We start from the raw sequence: 15,677 nt of genomic DNA, 5'->3' as shown, positions 1-15,677 counted from the left end.
CTGTCGAGATACTCGTAGGCGTCGTAATAGCCCATCACGATCCGGTCGAAACTGAACTCCTCGCCGCCCTCGGCGATGTCGTCTCGTATTCATCCGAGAAAAAGTATTCTGCGTGGGGCGTGTCTCGCTCGTTGTCGGGAAGCACGTAGTCTGTTTCAATGCGCCCGTCAACGGTTGCCAGCGACACGTATTCGTCGTGGAAGGTGGCGGTACGGTGGTCGTAGACGACGTGTGGGCTGGTGAAGTGGGGCATCGACGCTTTCTTGCCCTGCTTCCATTTTTCGACCACGCTCTTGCAGGCGTCGGCGGCCTTGTTTCGGGCGGCTTGGACATGGTTGCTGTGTAACGGTGTGTCGTTTCGCACGTCCTCGTAGGTCTCGTCGTGGAGCGTGGTCTTGCTCGTCGTGACGTATTCACCCTCGAAAGCGTGGCTCGTCACGTAGTTAGCGGCCCACAGGAACTCGTCTACGGTGTTGTGGAGAAGTGCGGTGTCATCACTGTCCACGTCGAGTTTGACAGGGACAGTACGCCGCTTCTCCATACATCATAAGTAGCCTTGATGATTCAAAATTATTCGGGAGTTGGCCCTGTCGTAGTCGGTGGGCTGTCGCACGGAGCGTACGCGCTTGCTCCCATCCCTTTAGGGGTGGGTTTCCGCGCTGTTTCCGGTATGAGAGCCGAAACAACTCCCAAATGCATGGGGACTCGGTCAAAGAGGCCACCCACACACCCTAGTGTCCGCAATTCCGGGGTGGGAAAACAGGTTGGATACCCCGCCGAAACGCGTAATTCTTGGAACCGTGTGCATGCTCTGTCAAGGGCGAGAGGATGTGACTGTGTCCATGGTTTCCTGAATGGTGACCACCATGGACAGATTCAATAACTGAAGAAAATCACCACAAGGCGTTCTGTAGCCGAGGAATCAAAGCGGATGGGATTCAGGACCCCCACACACCCTGGTGTCCGCAATTCCGGGGTGAGAGAAGAGTCACAAATCCAGGTGCTGAGGGTTCAGTATATAAAGAGTCTGCTGGACAGAAACCAATTGCAATAGGAAGTGCTGTACTACTACTTACTAGCATCTTTACCTAGACTAGTAGAAAGAGATAAGAAGGAAGACAGTATCAGACGAGAAATATCATCACGCCGGTCAATTCGGAGGCTGTTTCAGAGACAATAGGCCTGTCTCTCTACTTTATGCTGTCTTCTGCCCCCCTGTCCTCATCGCGGTGGAATTGCGGACACTGGGGTGTGTGTGGGTGTGGACAGAGCAGACATTCTGGACTTTCCGGACACTAGGGTTTTATTATGTACGCCTTCATCATCAGAGTCAAAAATGGGATCACGATACGACGCGTCGTCGGCGGTGTTCGAGGACGAACAACCACTCAGAGAAGGGCATCGTCCTGACGACCTCCCAGAACGTCAAGAGGAGTTGGAAGAACTCCATATGGCACTCCGACCAGCAGCCCGTGGTGTCGGAGCAAACAATGCGTTCTTATACGGTAAAGCAGGCCAAGGCAAGACTGCTGCAGCGAAACGTGAACTTGCTGAACTCGAAGAGCATGCTGAAAACGAATCGACGCACCTCGACCTCACCACTGTGTATATTTCGTGCCAATCTCACGACTTATCCACCACGTTCAGGTCTGCTTCACGGATCTACATGGAACTAACGGGGAACGACCGGCCTACCGGCCATTCGACAGATACTGTCATGGACATGATGTTCGACGCGATGAACGACATCGGCGGTACTATCATTATTGTCCTTGACGAAATCGATACGCTCGGCAGCGATGATCGACTTTTGTATAGCTTGCCCAGAGCACGATCTCAAGGGTACGTTGGTGAGCACGTGTACCCGAGCATCATCGGGATCAGTAATGATCTGCAGTGGCGAGATAACCTCTCACCAAAAGTTAAGAGTTCTCTGTATGACGACCAGATCCTGTTCAGTCCGTACAATGCGGACGAAATCCAGCAAATCCTGCGTCGACGCGCTGCGAAAGCATTCCAGCACACGGAACTCATCCCGCTTGGTGATGTTGCTGATCCCGAGGCGGCAGCTGAAAACCCGGATTGGAAAATCGTTGAAATCGATAACACAGGCGACGAGTACGTATTCAAAAGCGACGTATTGACGACTGGTGCGATTCCGCTCATCGCAGCGCTGTGCGCTGAGGATACGGGCGATGCTCGGCAGGCAATCAAGTACCTTCGGAAGGCTGGAGAGTTTGCTGATGTCAGTGATGATGCGATCATAACAGAAGAGACTGTCCGGAAAGCACGGTCGCAAGTGGAGAAAGAAACGGTCAGTGAGGCGATGCGGGAGATGACGACCCAAGCTCAACTTGCGTTGGCGGCGTTAACGATTCTTGAGAAAACAGGTGATACGCCAGCTCGCACGAAACCGGTGTACGGTGTGTATACGGGGATTGCCGATGAACTCGGGTCGAATAAGCTTGTCCAGCGCCGAATCCGCGAACATCTTCTTGATTTAGATATGCAAGGCATCATTACCGCGCGGAAGAAAGCTGGAGGGTCTAGAGGCGGTCCGGCATGGCATTTCTCGCTGCAGGTGAGTTCTGACATCGTTATTGACGTGTTGAATAGTATTCCACGACTTGATGGGATTGAATTCGATCAGATCGGGACGGCGTCGACGCCGAATCTTTCGGATTTTGACTAAGTATTGCCGAGTAGCCTCGTGGTGAGTTTGTGAAGTACCCGGGTCAAGTGGTTTGAGAGACCTCTTCTCTTGTCATCACGGAACTCTTCGATTCCGCACGAGCCCGAAGGAGTCACCCTGAAACGCCTGAGAAATCTTTTGATGGCTGGTTGGTCTTTGTTCCGCGTTCTGTGTGAGGATACTGATGTTTTTACGACGTGAACTCGTGGTAACACGTGTAGTGATGAGCAAACCAGACAACCTAGGGACTATTCCACCACGGAGTGGTGTTGAAGTCCGCGGGCACGTTGTGGTGTTGGTTGTCCCGAACCTGAGTGCGTTGCGCCGGGAGAAAGAACTCGAATGGACCTGCCAGCAAATCACGCGGCAAGCCCCAGCAGAAGCGACGACAGAAGCAGCGACTGAATGCATCCATGGGCTACTCGCAGTAACTCCGTGGGTGACTGACAGTCTTCCGAGCCCAACGATGCTGGAGAAACACTGCCAGGAAATCGCGTCTGAATTCGACATTTCAGACATCGGAATCGTTGCGTCGGCGTCGTTCAGCGCTGACAACATCGAGACGTACGATTCGATCACCGATGGGCTTGCGGCGTTGCGTCGTGATCCACAGCCTGACCCCGCGTGAGTCCAAGATTGGGTTTCAGTAAAAGGCCATCTTCTGTTCTTCCCGTCAAACTTTGTCTCTTAAGAATATTGACAAATTCCAACTATCTGATACTCCGAGTTGTTTCAGAAAGAACTCTGAAATACGGCTAGGGGTGACTAGCGCCTACTGTCACCTACCCACCGACTAAAACTGGTGGACTTCCGCACTATCTCAGCTGTGAACGAGAATGTCCGGGTTCTTATCGTCGCAGCACTGACCGTGAACATAGTGAGGTATGCCTCAGAAGCAACTCAACCGAAGACACGTCTTAGCCGGCGTTGCAACCGCCGTTACAACGACGGTTGCTGGATGCTCAATCACGTTCGAAGATGGAGAGCAATCCTCTGAAGATAACTCATCCGGTGAAAACGGAAACACAAACACAGGTACCCAGCCGGGTCAACCAGCGTATCAATCTCAAAGTATCAACGTTGGCGTGGTGTTGCCGGGGTGTGTTGCTGGTGATTCCCTGTCTCCAGACGTAGTCCCAACAGCAGCACTGCAGGACGCCATTACATCCGGGCTTTCTGGCCACGTCACTGCGCCAGTCAATGTTGTCGTCGAAAAATCACAAACTGGAACGACAAGCAACGCGACGATCCGGAATACACAGTCCGGGGTAAGAGATGAAACACCGCAATCAACAGTAACCGTAGAACTAACTGTGATTCCAGTTTCACCGCCGACTAACCTCGCTAGTGACAGTGCGGCTGTCGGTATGCAGACGCAATCAGCGATGCTGACAGCGGTTGCGGAGAACAACTTCGATGTGGCGGTTGTCGTTACGCGACCTGGTACATTTCGCCATGACATCACAGCGTCTGGTGAGTTCGGCGCGGCAACTACGCAAGTAACGATTCCACACAGCACCGTCACCGATCAACACCCAATCGGCGTGCCAGCGTCATGGTTCAAAGGCGGAGATCTCGTAAGTGACACGTATCAGGCAATACCGATCGCGTACGACGCGTTCGTGATTGCGAGTCACAAAGATATCGTCGCCCGTGCTGGCGAATTACCCGGCACGATCCCGGAACTAAACCGATGGGTAAGTGAAGGTCGCTCAACAGTCTCTGCAGAAGCTCCGTCTAAAAGCGGTGTTGTTGTGCCGCTCACATCGAAAGGCGAGAAAAGCAGAGCGTTGTTGGCGTTGTTCCGAGCGGCTGGAGTGCACAGTTCATATCCGCACACCGTTGGTGTGCCGGAAGACACAGCTGAGGGAGAGGTTTTCGCTGGCGGAGACGACGGCATCAAATCTGTGTATGATGTTGTCACGGAATTCAAACGCAGCATCGATCCTCGATCAAGAAACAGCACCGAGGGCGATGCGGCAGACATGATCGCGTCGAAAACCGCGCCAATCGCTGTTGGAAGACTCAGCCGATTCTTGCAGCACCCTGACAGCAAATCGTTCGTGTTCGGGCATTTCCCAGTCGGCGGCGCAGCTGGGTCTCGGTCAGGGAAATTCCGCGAGGCAACCATCGTCGAGGGAGTGTGCGTCGGTGGTATCATTCCTGCAGAACCAGGAGTCGTGAAACCGAGTGAAACGCCGTTCAAGCAGGCGTTCAATCAGTACGCTGCGCCTGAAATTGTGCGGAGTGTCTCTGCACACGTCTCACCAGAGATTCCGAAAATTAACCGCGTATACGCGCCTGGTGTTGAGAAAGATGCTGTAGGTAATCGAGCGAGTGGTGGTAATATACTCCAGAAACTCGCTACTACGGGGATGCCGTGGCCATTGGCTGGGAGTGTTACGGCGGCTGAGACGCTGGCACCGATTGCGATGCAGTACTTGGCGGAAGAGATACCTCGATCTCGGTTAGCGGTCATTACTGAAGGCGCTGAGACTGAATTACAGGGGTTGTATTGAATCGGCCTCAGCAACTGGTTTGTGTACGGTTTACCGGGTATTCGTTCCGAAAGTACGTAAATTCAACAAGAAAGAGCGGGTGTTCTTGCCGCGGGGTTATTTTGTTCCAAAGGCCTGGCGAGAGCGGGGTCGTTGACACTTCCTGCTGCCAGTGCCTTCACAAGTACTTGCTTGTGAAGAAATTGATCCTGTTTGGGTTAACAGAACTCCGTACTTCAAGAACACCACGATTCACAACCACGTCACAGTGATTTCTAGCGTCACGACAGACGCATATCTCGGTGGTCGAATCGGTTCATCTCCAGTGTTTGACGTGGCGCGGTCGAGAGAACGCATTTGTATCCTCTGCGGTGGTGTTGTGCAGAATTAAACCCAGACATCTTCGATACACCAAGATGGTCGTTGTCATTGTGGAATCTGAACGAGAAAACCCGGGTTTAAGAGTGGACATCGATAATGCTGACGTGATGTTGGATAGACTTACAATTATCGACAATGACAGAGCTGTATCGATAGTCATCGGAGTGATTTCGATGATTGCAACAGTTGTGGTGTTTGCCGCCGTCGTTCCCGGATTCGTGTTCGGAATCGGTGACAGCGTCAACGAGAGTGCCCTTCAGGCACAATACGAATTTAATCACGACACGTCTCCGAACAGTGGCGACAGGGCAGTGACGATTCCCTACGACGGCGGTGAGGCGTTGTCCGAGGAAAGCGTCGGCGGGTTCAGAGTTGTTGTCAGCGGCGCAGCGACGAACAAAGATTGTAGCCTCGGTGAGAACAGTGATTTACCACCGCTCGAAGTCGGTGACGATTTTCAAACCAATCGAGATGCAGCTGACGTATAGACACGACAAATTAGAAACGGAATCCACGGTGTACCTACATGACCAACCACAGACGCGACAACAAGCACGACGACCCCCACACTGACCGCTCAACTAGTGACGAGACTGCCGAACGGAATCGACGAAGCGATGAATCAAATAGTCGTGGTGAATCACAGCGGCAGTCGGAACGCACTGACGATGAACGGCGCAACGAGACCAATGTTGATGATAAAAGAGAGAATCCGAGAGAGAGGCAAGGCGGCGAGTGGCAGGATCAGGAACAGGCCTCAGGTCTACGCGGAAACAGACGCAGGCAGAGAAATGACGACTGGCAGAAAGATGAGACCGCGGGCCCGTCCCGTCGTGATCGCCCGACAAACGGGCATCGTGATGAATCATCACGACGGCCTGTTGCGGAAGAAGCACCGCAGCAACAGCCTCGGCAGCATCAACGACAACAGCGGACGCAGCGCCAGCGGCGTGATCCGGCTGGCGGTCATGGTGATGAAGAGCAACAGGCAGACTGGAATGACGTTACTACTGAAATCAGTCGGAGTTTGAGTAATTTAACGAGCGCAGGCGGTGATGCGGCGGTGCTTCCAGTATCCGCTGGGATGCAAGGATTCACTTCCGGGGTGGTGATCGCGGTTCTGTTAACCAGTGTTCTGAACTTTTCGCCGTTGCTGGTCCTTGTGCTCATGCTGGCAGTCGTTGTAGCTCGTGTCGTGTGACTTGTGCAGATGACCGCGTAGGCCGTCAAGACCGCGAAAACCCCGATATCTTAGCTATTTCAAGGCGGAGGGCCCACGGTTAAGAAGCGTCGGGCTTCCGGCCCCGAGCAAAAAAGGGTAGGGTAGAGTAGTTCACACCGGGCGTGAAGCGTACACAGTACACCTGAAGTGTGTCAGCGAAGAATCGCGTGTTTTTATTCTTCTACGTTGAATTACTGTGTATGAAGCGGAGGTTCGACTTGCCGGTGCGTCAGTCACGGAATAGACGTGCGATGATCAGCGTAGCAAAATTTCTGCTATTAGTCCTGTCGTTCATGTTGCTGTTCACTACAATCGGTGTGTACCTCTCCGGGTGGGGTGACCACAGCGAAGAAGATCCGCGTGGTGAATACACAGTTTCGTACGATCACGACGCTGGTGAGTTACGATTAACGCATGAGAAAGGGCCGGCGTTACGGAATTCGACGACGGGCGGAATTGCGTTCGTGGTGAGAGACGCGAATTTCTCAAAGAAACCACCGGTTATCGTTGAGTTCGGGCGTGAAACACCAGCTCCAGTGTTTCGTGAGACGATCACTGAAGTCGACATGGAGTATGTCGAGGCTGGTGACACGATCGGGATTTTGTACCTCTCGCAGAGCGATCTCGAATCAATAAGCAGTAGTGCCGCTACGAGCGGCGGTGAGGGCGGAAGCAGTGGCATGCCTGGTGAGAAGGCGCAGGAAGACAGTGAGTCTGGGGCTGCAGCGAATTCACGACAGTCGCCGGGGACTGGTGGGAATTTGAGTTTAGAAGCTGCGATTGGTGAGTCGATGGGTGACGCAGGCAGTGGAGACGATGACCGCCAAGCACGTACCAAGGCTGCGCGGGAGTTCGATGCGACCGTGATGTACGAGTACACAGTTCCGGAGGAAGGGACTGGTGATTCGGCAGTCCAATTTGGTGAAGTCTTGGACTTCAACGACTGAAACGCGTCGTTTTAGATCACGTTGAATGGTTATGAGCGGGATTACGACCATTTTTGACACTGTGGTGAATTGCTTATTATACGGAATGATTCAGCAGCAGCGAACCCGGCAAGCCGCCGGTGACAGAGCGTTAACACGCCCGCAAAACGTGATTGTTTTCGCCGCAATAACCGTGACGTTGTTCGTGGTGATTACCGCGTTTTTTGCTGGAGTTGGCGGGCATCCAGATGAACCACCGAATGGCGAATACACAGTTTCGTACAGTGCTGATGCGGAGAATCTGACAGTGTCGACAGCACAAGTTAGTCCTGCAATCCACGCGAGCGATAACGGGGCGTTTCTTGTGTTGTGGGGCGGTGAGCAGGGCGGAGCAGAGCTTATTGAATTCGGCAGGGATACGCCGGGGATCATTACTGGCGGGCAAACGATCGCTGAGGTGAACGTCTCGACTGCACAACACGGAGACTCTGTGCGGATCGTGTATTTATCGCCGACCCAAACAGACGCGTTGACTGATCCGGACCTAGACCCGCCGACAGAAAGTGACGTGACTACCGTTACGACGCTGTCGATCCCGCCTGAATCCGTTGGTGATGCAGAGGCAAGCTTCAGCGTCGGCGTGTGATGCCGGGAGGTGAGCAACAGCACGGGGAACCTCACCGTGGATAACAAAAAACACCCTCACCTGCGACCAACCACAGCAGTACCCCTTCAGAACTACTCAACAACGACCACAACTAATCCATGTATCGGATAGGTCATTTCGGTGTGAACGCAGCTGTCGCTGCCATCTTCACAGTCCTGACAGCCCCGGTCGCGTCGATGCCGCTTCGCATGACTGCTGTCGTTGTCATCCTCGCGTTCGCCAGTCTCCCCGATATTGATACTCGATTCGCTGGCATGACGAATCACGCGGCGGTCTGGCAACGAGTTCCAGTCCAGCACCGCGGCGTTACGCACACCGTCTGGTTCGCCTTGTGTGTCGGAACAGTCACCGCTGGAGCGTTCACATTCGTTCCATGGCGCTCGCAGACGAACTTGTTTATCGTATTGTTCATCGGGTTCACCGCCGGGTTCCTGAGCGTGATCGGGCATCTTGCAGGCGACGTGATTACACCAGCTGGCATCACGCCGCTGACACCGCTCGATGATACGAAGATCACACTGCGATGGTGTACGGCCAGTAACCGTATCGCAAACATCGTCTTCCTCGTCGGTGGCACGATTCTTCTAGGGGTGACGCTGTCGATTTCAGTAATCACAGCTGCCGTCACGTGACTGCAGCACCGCATCGAGGCTTGATGATAATGACGATGAACCGAAACGGCACCGACGTAACCCTAACTTTAGCTCTGTAATTGACTGATGTAGTTCTCATATGCCGATTCAAGACGCGGGAGGCATTGCGGTGTAATCCCAGCGCAGTACCGCAGGACGCGCGTCGGATGGCTTCTCGTCGGGAACACAGACACGACAGACCCGTCTTTGTACTCTCGGACAGTACTGTTCTCGATAGCCGCTCTCTCCGCCGATACATACGCCGGGCGCGCTTGGACAATGCATAGGGAATTCTGAGCGGTCGTGGCCGACGCACAGAACTCCGTTTCGGTTACTTCCAGTGGCGGTGACGGCTGTGTGCCAGCCGAGACTGTCCGCGCAGAAGTCTCGCTTTGCTTTCCGGCACGCGAAGCAGTTCTCGCATCGTGGTTTGCCCGTGGCTGTTGTTTCGGGGATTGCTCGTAATGTTCACGGGGTGTGTGGAGAGTTTCAGCGACTCTTACGAGCGATGTCGGATCACGAGCGAGTATCTGGGCATCCGTTGTTGGCATCCCAGCTCCGGTAGTCTCACTTGCGGCTTGGTCGGCCGACGGTGCTGTTGGTTCTGACGCCGCGTGTGATGATGGTGGTGCGGGTGATTCAGGCCTTCCTGGATAAGTCTGCGAGTGAGGCGGGTCCGATTGTGCCTGTGGCTGAGGGTGCCGCGAGGACCCACCAACGCGTTCCATAGCTGTCTGCAGTAATCTTTGATACACATCACGAACTGCCGTTAGCGATGGACCTTGATCTGCAGCAACCGTCTGGATCGTCGAAATCGGTGCGGAGAACACGAGTTCTCGGAGTAATTCTGTCGTGATCACACCGGAATGATGCTTAGGAACCGGTGGAGTGTCCGCGGTCAAGAGCTGATACACAGTTGCCGCGATACGCTGATTGGCGTCCTGGAACACCTCAGTTATCCACGGAGCCACTAACCTTTCGCGTGCGTCGAATTCCGATACAGGAACGTCGACTGCGTCGTTATCGACGACGAGCAACGAATCGACGCTTGCCACCCATCGGTTGAATACTGCAGCTGTATCGGCGAGTAATTGTTCTGGCAGACTGCGCGACGGCAGTACGCCAAGGCCAAGAATCCCGAAATCAGTGCCCGGCCCGCAATCATCGCGGAATGATGCGAGTTCATCAGCAAGCACGGGAACACCGCCGCCACCGGTGCCGCGCGCGAGCCCGCCGACGATCAGGCATACGTCGCAGTCACGTAACTCGTCAGCTGCGGGCTGCAACACAGCGTGACTGGATGTAGCCGCGAATGATGCCCCACCTCGTGCATTAGTTTTCGCCCCGCGTGAACTCCGGAGGACACTCTCTCGGCGAGGATACACAACCTCTGATGATGGGTGGTGTGACATGGAGCGGATTGAATCAATCACGCCGATAAATTCGCAGAGTTCTGCCGCAGTCAACGCATGCCGTTCGTCCTCAATGACGCGTTCCTGTAGTCGATTAGCTTGCGCGTTCAATTCACGTATCTCTTGAGCTGCCGCACCCCTTTCTTTGAAATTGTCCGCCAAGGGTTCACGTCCAAGGCCGAAATACACTTGCTTCTCAGCTGCAACACCCGGTGAATCGTTGGCGTGGTATCTGAGTAGTTCCTCTTCTGGTATTGGTTCAGTTCGTGACTGGTCTTCGAGGTCTTTTGTGATTATAGTTTCTTCGTCAGGGACGAGGAACGATTGTAAGTCAGTGTCTGCAAGGACGCAGTCTTTGATCGTGTATCCACTCCCAGCGTCACCACTCCAGTTAGGGTCCTGAGCGAGGAGTTCTCTCGTAATTCGGATGCCGCATCCGCCGACACCGATCACTACTACATTCATGGTCGTGATCGCAAGTATCTCCTCAGCGGAATTAAACCCGAGTTTTCTCGTTTCGCTGTTGCAGCGCTGTGGTGAGTTGATCTCAAACTTATAGATTTTCGAGGCGGAAACCCACGGCTTGCGGTGGGTTCCTGACAGAGTGTCTGGACTGTATGAAGTACATACACTGAATGCGGAGTAGACGGTCTATGAACGCCATAGAACACGGGTGCTATCCCGAGTTTTTATAAACCCGTAGCGGGTAATGAAGGATAGGTAGTCAAACGCCGAGAATAGCACTCGGTATGACCGACTCCGCGGTAGATGCCTGTGTGCTTAGAGTGCAGAGGCAGTCACTCCCCGACCCCTTCAACATCGGACGATGAGGGGTGGAAACGCTGATGTGGTGGTAAGCGACAAACAGCAAGACGGCGGGATTCCTGTGTTGTCGCTTCCCACCAGTTCGCCGGTACGCGTCGGCTCGTGCAGAGCGGACGACAGGCTCGCACGAAGAACTGACAACTACGTTGCCACGCGGCACAAAAGGAGTCACCACGCGCACCAAGCGTGGTGAACCCGAAGCATCACCTTCGGGCTCCTATCGTCGCGCGTTTCCGCTTCGGTCATCCCGCCATAGCGAGATGACGCGGCGTTTGACCCGAACCACCGAATCATGATCACCGGAATCTCCACGGAAACGCACGACAGATCGTACAGAACCGAACCGGTTAGAGCGGTCCAGTTCTCCCGACCTCGCACGCAATCTCACGCCTCAGAGCGCTCGAAGACTCCAGAGCAACGAACACGGCGTGAAGCCGCGAAGCAGCCCAGAGTCACGAACACTACGAAGGCATGTTAGACAAATACCTTTTCGGACAAAAAAGTTCCGCAAAGCGGTTCACAACGCCGATACACAGTCGGCAGTACCGTTCTCAAACCTCGCGTGTTAACTGTTCCTCGGTGACCGGCGTTCCTCACCACTTTTCGACGGAGGGAGAGCAATGACCGGGAACGGCCTATCATTTACCAATAACGGCATCCCGGAACCCGACGCACAACAACTGACGCCGCCAGTCACCGACACCGCAATCACGTTCAACACTACCAACATCAACACGTTGGAAGACTCAGCAGTCTCACCGGAATCAGCAGAAGCTGATGTGCATCTTACGCTCTCCGGTGAAAACACCATCACCGAGGTTTGGAACGAATTGTGTTCACACCCGGCGATCGTCGAGGCGTACGGGCGCGCGATCCGAACTATCGCTCAGAACCGCACTGTAACCGAATTCTACAGCGATCTCAACGAACTCGGCATCACACCCAGTTTCGGGCACGGTAACCCTGCATCGCTTTGCGTCTCCGTAGCCCGCGGGCAGCAACCAGCCTTATACAGGTTCGTTGACGCTGTCAGTACGCTCGGCCAAGCACGCGGCACAAGCACTTCAGATATCGACACTGCTGCTACGCTTCTCCGATTTGCTGTCCTCAACCCTGCAGACCACGACACCGAAAGCCACGCCGCCAGCACCGGTACGGAAACGCCGGATACACAGTACACCGTCGATCCGGCGCAGAAGCTCTACATCGAAGCCACGATCACCAGCAAATTCACTTCGCAGAAACGGCATCAACGCGTTGACCTGTGCCACCTCCTCGACACTCTGGCAGCTACGCACGATGTGACGATCAAATGCTCGCCAGTCACGGAAGCGGTCCTGCGAACAAATCATACCGATGACTTACAAATTGATCCACCAGGTGTTGCTGGCAGCGACGGTACACCCCGGAGCGAACAAGCAGTGACTACTGCCGTTGCAGACCTTGACCCGGATACGGTCGCGGCTGATGTGCTGCGAACGCTCACCAACACCGCGACCGGAACCCGGCTTTTTTCAGAATTATTCGCCGCAACTGAAGCCGCAAACTCAACGGTCAGAAACGCGCTATCCACACTCGAATCCAGTGGGCTAATCGAAAAAACCGGGCCGCAAAGGCAGCGACAAGCCACAATTCTCCCGACCGGTGAACGCGTCATCGAAATCCTCGATGCCGAATATGGCCGGCAAACCTCGCTTGACAACGCGTTCCGCGCTGCCACTGAATCCAGGACAACCACTGCTACCGATTCACAAGCGTCGACCGCAGAAGCCAGCGTTTACACCCCCGAACTTTCAACTAACAATAACCGTGAAACGAGCGCTCGTGACGCAAAAGCCCCGACTGAGCACCCGACCCAACCAGTTACAGCCGGCACCGATTCACTCAGCAACGGTGAAGAGGGTGAGTTGACGGATAGCCACCCCGATGAATACGCACCAGCGTTCGTTTCGTCGGAGCCAGCACGCGATTCAACCGAGGAAGATGCGTATCGGGTGCTTCGGATGCGGCCTGCGCACCGGGATGCGTTGCACGGCGTGGTGAGCGAAGGCAAAGGACGTGGACCCAACGTGGTGTGTATCGAATCGGCGTTGCCGACCGGGGATTCTGAGACTGTAAAAGTCGTTGACGTTGACGATGATCGTAACGTGGTGGCGGTGTCCGTCGCTGGGAATTCAGCGTACCAAGTCGTGACGAGTACATCGTTAGCGTTGTGCTCGCCGAGGGTGCTGGAGTTGTTGTCTGAGGAGCGGTTGTCTGCCGCGATCGACGAGTACGTCGAGGAGGAGTTACCGAATGCGCGAGAGCAATTACTTGCTGAGCGGGTTCGTGAGTCTGAGTCGGTTGATGATCGGAGTGACGTTGATTTGGCTGAGGCAGACGTTCGTGCTCGGAGTCGTGAGCGAGTGATGCAGACGATGTTGTCGGAGCGGTGTTTGGGGTGGATTGGGTCGGCTGTCGTGACGGACCCGGGGAGCGTGGCAGATCGGTTGCGTGAGGTTGCTGATGGGATTCGAGACGCGATTGCTGAGGCAAGTGCTGAATCGGACGCGGAAACTCGTCGTGAGAAGCGCAGCGATATTATGCAGTCTGCACACGGGTTAGCGGGTGTCGTTGCGGATTTACTGGAGTTAATTGGTGTTGATGTGTGTCGGGAGATCCGCGTCAGCGAGCATTTCTCGACGGATAGATTCGGCGAGATTGCGGAGACAATCGTTCACAACGTTTCGGTGTCGTCGCGGTACGGTGATGCGGTGGCGTATCGGCAACTGTTTGAGCATCGTGATGAGAAGCGGTCGTCAACGCCGGATGTGGATGTATCTGCTGTGGACCCGTTTGGTGACGCGATTGGGATGTGGGTAATTCGCAGCGAAGCTGCGTCACGGTATCATGAGGCGGTTACTGAAGAGGTGGAGGCGTGGCATGACCGGGTGCAGGAGGACGCGCCGGAGTTTGCAGTGCCGGTGACGGTGCAGAGTGGTGCTGGGCGACAGGCGTTCGCTGTGGCGGCGGCGCAGACGCTGCAACGGAAAGAGTTGGTGTTGAGTCGGCCTGCAGTGTCCGTGTTAAGCACTGTGTGTCGGGCACCGTTTGCGGCGACGGCTGCGTTAGAGCGGATCGTGCGGGCTGCGGATGCTGGGAAGCGGCGCGTGTCGAGTGTTGAATTGAAACGCGTGTTAGCAACGCTCTCGTCCGAAAGCGTGTTTCCACAGTACACAGACTCTGTGTCGGAAATCTTGTCTGCGGTGTTAGCTGTCCCTATTGGAGAAAAGGTCCGGCGAAGTGAATTAATGGAGCGAACGGGGTTGTCGGTGAAACCGTTCAAATCGCATCGTGATGCGATTGCGTCGTGCGGGTTTGTCGATGTTGACCGCGCTGCGAACGGTGAACCGGTGTATGCACCGGTGCTGGGGTGTGAATCCGCGGGCGTCGAAATTTCAGCAGTCGGCGAGAGACACCGGTCGTATCGTTCGCGTGGTGGCGACGCACCGGACGATGAGAGTCGTCGTGGTGGGCGTGACGACGACAAACAAGTGCTGTGCGATGGTGGTGTGATGGCTGTGTTCGACGAGTACGCCGGGCCGCCACCGGCGGGTACAGCGCGAGGTCAGCCGGAGACGACAGTTGGTCCTGATGTGGCTGGCAGCTCGAGATCCTCCAGTCGCCGCGGTGGTGGTGTACGAGCAAATCCACCGTCGTCGTGGCCGAGTGTACTCGGTAGTGAAGACAGCGCTGGGGTTACAATTGAGGCGGAGTGGGTGACTGGCGGGTGGCCGTCGCAAATCAGTGAGGAAGCAGATACGTTGTTAGATTGGTATCGTGATCGTGTGAGTCACGACGCGGACGGATACACAGGCAGTCGAACTGTATCTGCGGAGGAGTTAGACCCGACTGAACTGACACTGTTATCGTTGTGTGGCGTCGGGACGACGGGGATTCACCCGACGGTTGAGCGACGGTCGACGGTGTTGTTGGGGCCGTCTGTGACTGTGCAAGAGCAAATCGGTGAGACGGCAAATTCGGGAGTATGCGGTGATGGTGAGACCGGAACAAGCCGACGCAGTGGCGACGGCGGTGTGTCTCTGGGCTCGGTTGTTCCGCAGCGGTTGTACACAGATATTCGGTCTAATGAAACCGGTGCTGGAGGAGATCCGCAAGCTGCAACCCGAGTACCGGCGCAGCGTGGGACTGGAGTTGCTGATGAGTCGTTGGCGGGACGGACACGACAAGGGAGTACGGAGAGTAAAACTGGAGATGAAGTTGTGGTAGCAGATGGGTTGGAGGCAATTCGAAATAAAGCCGATTCGATCCGCGGGTTCACTGGCTCTGAACATGATCGTGGAAGTGGAAACGCGGAGTGAAACCGTGTATACGCCGTAACGAGGGGTTGGTGTAGAAGGCAAAGGAGAGGGGTTTGACGCT

General features: G+C 54.9%; 9 protein-coding genes and 1 pseudogene. 9 read left to right on the top strand and 1 reads right to left on the bottom strand.

The annotated features are described in order from the left end of the window. Positions 1-76: 76 nt before the first annotated feature. Positions 77-541, bottom strand: a pseudogene (locus V8P86_RS17375) (RNA-guided endonuclease TnpB family protein); the annotation flags it as partial. Between the two features lie 795 nt (positions 542-1,336). Here V8P86_RS17375 and V8P86_RS17370 point away from each other — a divergent pair. From V8P86_RS17370 to V8P86_RS17330, 9 genes are all read left to right on the top strand, one after another. Beyond that, complete coding sequence (locus V8P86_RS17370; protein WP_336328556.1) at positions 1,337-2,692, top strand: Cdc6/Cdc18 family protein; 1,356 nt, start codon at positions 1,337-1,339, stop codon at positions 2,690-2,692. Positions 2,693-2,915: 223 nt separating this feature from the next. After that, positions 2,916-3,320, top strand: coding sequence for a hypothetical protein (locus V8P86_RS17365; protein WP_336328555.1), 405 nt, complete (start codon positions 2,916-2,918; stop codon positions 3,318-3,320). Positions 3,321-3,576: 256 nt separating this feature from the next. Next, positions 3,577-5,211, top strand: a complete 1,635-nt coding sequence (locus tag V8P86_RS17360; protein ID WP_336328554.1) for a hypothetical protein — start codon at positions 3,577-3,579, stop codon at positions 5,209-5,211. A 395-nt stretch (positions 5,212-5,606) separates the two neighbouring features. After that, positions 5,607-6,059: a type IV pilin domain-containing protein gene (locus V8P86_RS17355; protein WP_336328553.1), complete on the top strand. Its 453-nt coding sequence runs from the start codon at positions 5,607-5,609 to the stop codon at positions 6,057-6,059. Between the two features lie 38 nt (positions 6,060-6,097). After that, complete coding sequence (locus tag V8P86_RS17350; protein WP_336328552.1) at positions 6,098-6,772, top strand: hypothetical protein; 675 nt, start codon at positions 6,098-6,100, stop codon at positions 6,770-6,772. 221 nt (positions 6,773-6,993) lie between these two features. Continuing rightward, positions 6,994-7,740 carry a hypothetical protein gene (locus V8P86_RS17345; protein WP_336328551.1) on the top strand — a complete coding sequence of 249 codons (747 nt, stop codon included), beginning with the start codon at positions 6,994-6,996 and terminating at the stop codon, positions 7,738-7,740. A gap of 85 nt (positions 7,741-7,825) precedes the next feature. Then, on the top strand, positions 7,826-8,365 hold the full coding sequence (locus V8P86_RS17340; RefSeq protein WP_336328550.1) for a hypothetical protein: 540 nt from the start codon (positions 7,826-7,828) through the stop codon (positions 8,363-8,365). 119 nt (positions 8,366-8,484) lie between these two features. Next, a complete protein-coding gene (locus V8P86_RS17335; RefSeq protein WP_336328549.1) occupies positions 8,485-9,018 on the top strand; it encodes a metal-dependent hydrolase in 534 nt (177 codons plus the stop codon). A 2,857-nt stretch (positions 9,019-11,875) separates the two neighbouring features. Beyond that, positions 11,876-15,616: a hypothetical protein gene (locus V8P86_RS17330; protein ID WP_336328548.1), complete on the top strand. Its 3,741-nt coding sequence runs from the start codon at positions 11,876-11,878 to the stop codon at positions 15,614-15,616. Positions 15,617-15,677 lie beyond the last annotated feature (61 nt).

Source organism: Halovenus anhuiensis, assembly GCF_037080055.1.
GTDB lineage: Archaea > Halobacteriota > Halobacteria > Halobacteriales > Haloarculaceae > Halovenus.
This window is presented reverse-complemented; position numbering and strand designations above follow the sequence as displayed.

Coding starts and splice junctions, on each gene's coding strand:
- V8P86_RS17365 (WP_336328555.1), top strand. CDS start 2,916: ATGAGCAAACCAGACAACCTAGGGACTATTCCACCACGGAGTGGTGTT.
- V8P86_RS17350 (WP_336328552.1), top strand. CDS start 6,098: ATGACCAACCACAGACGCGACAACAAGCACGACGACCCCCACACTGAC.
- V8P86_RS17330 (WP_336328548.1), top strand. CDS start 11,876: ATGACCGGGAACGGCCTATCATTTACCAATAACGGCATCCCGGAACCC.
- V8P86_RS17360 (WP_336328554.1), top strand. CDS start 3,577: ATGCCTCAGAAGCAACTCAACCGAAGACACGTCTTAGCCGGCGTTGCA.
- V8P86_RS17340 (WP_336328550.1), top strand. CDS start 7,826: ATGATTCAGCAGCAGCGAACCCGGCAAGCCGCCGGTGACAGAGCGTTA.
- V8P86_RS17355 (WP_336328553.1), top strand. CDS start 5,607: ATGGTCGTTGTCATTGTGGAATCTGAACGAGAAAACCCGGGTTTAAGA.
- V8P86_RS17345 (WP_336328551.1), top strand. CDS start 6,994: ATGAAGCGGAGGTTCGACTTGCCGGTGCGTCAGTCACGGAATAGACGT.
- V8P86_RS17335 (WP_336328549.1), top strand. CDS start 8,485: ATGTATCGGATAGGTCATTTCGGTGTGAACGCAGCTGTCGCTGCCATC.
- V8P86_RS17370 (WP_336328556.1), top strand. CDS start 1,337: ATGGGATCACGATACGACGCGTCGTCGGCGGTGTTCGAGGACGAACAA.